The organism is Treponema endosymbiont of Eucomonympha sp., assembly GCF_001028545.1.
In genome coordinates this window covers 1-977 of sequence record NZ_BBPW01000225.1, presented here as the reverse complement: position 1 = coordinate 977, position 977 = coordinate 1, and the positions used below count along the sequence as shown (strand labels likewise).

Sequence of the window (977 nt, the reverse complement as noted above, 5' to 3'; positions counted from 1 at the left end):
ATGTAAAAACCGCCGAAGAGTACTGCGACGAATTATAGGCAGAAAAAGCAGTAAATGCCCAGAGCAGGGAAAAGTCCCCTGTTGTGTACTCTCTCGGACAGGTGAAAAAAGCCTTGCCCTATAGGAGTGCGTCAAATTGAAAATTGACTTGCATCAAATATCTGTCCGGGACTCGGTGAAAGATTACGTCAACCCAGACGAGGAAGGCGCAAAGGGCTGCGGCGGCAGGCTCGACATTCGCCCCGAGTATCAGCACGAATTTGTATATAACGCAGCGCGGCGCAACGCCGTTATTGATACCGTCCGCAAAGGCTATCCCTTGAATGTGACGTATCGAGTCAAAAATGCCGATGATGCTTTCGAGGCGCTGGACGGTCAGCGGCGTACCATAAGCGTCTGTGAATATATTGCTAATAATTTTTCTATTGAATATAAAACTTTTTACCCTCCAAAAAGACGAACTGGAACAGGTATTTGATTATGAACTGATGATTTATTTTTTGCGAGGGTACAGACTCGAAAAAATTAAAATGGTTCAAGATTATCAACGTCGCCGGGACCGTTTTGACACCGCAAGAATTGCGAAACGCCCGCTGAAACTGGCGCGGCTTTTTTATAAAAAAGGAATGCTATGAGCACAACACATTTGCAGGAAGTCCGTCTGGCGTGTCGGCAGTTCGCGCTCCTGTATTTTCATTTCTGCAAAACCCTTGTGGAAACCTTAGGCGAAGACGCAGCGCTGCCGGTGGTACAAAAGGCGGTCTTTGAGTTGAGTCTTGAACGCAGTAACGGCAGCCGCCGCCGCGCCGGCGAACAGGGATTAGAACCCACGCCGGAGAATTTTTCAAAAGTGAACGATTTGCCCGTTTCCGCGTGGGAGGACTGGACGCCTGCCTGCGGCGGGGTGCGCTGTCCGTATGCGGAACAATGGCTGGGGTATTACGAGACCTATCCGTGGTTTAAGCGTTTTGCCTCGC

Annotated in this window: 2 protein-coding genes; both read left to right on the top strand. The window is 49.5% G+C overall.

Going from position 1 to position 977, the window contains the following annotated elements; translation table 11 throughout:
* The first annotated feature begins 136 nt into the window (after positions 1 to 136).
* Positions 137 to 478, top strand: a complete 342-nt coding sequence (locus AWU74_RS06140; protein WP_062328578.1) for a DUF262 domain-containing protein — start codon at positions 137 to 139, stop codon at positions 476 to 478.
* A gap of 153 nt (positions 479 to 631) precedes the next feature.
* On the top strand, positions 632 to 977 hold a 346-nt coding region (locus AWU74_RS06135; RefSeq protein ID WP_202966402.1), incomplete at its 3' end, for a hypothetical protein.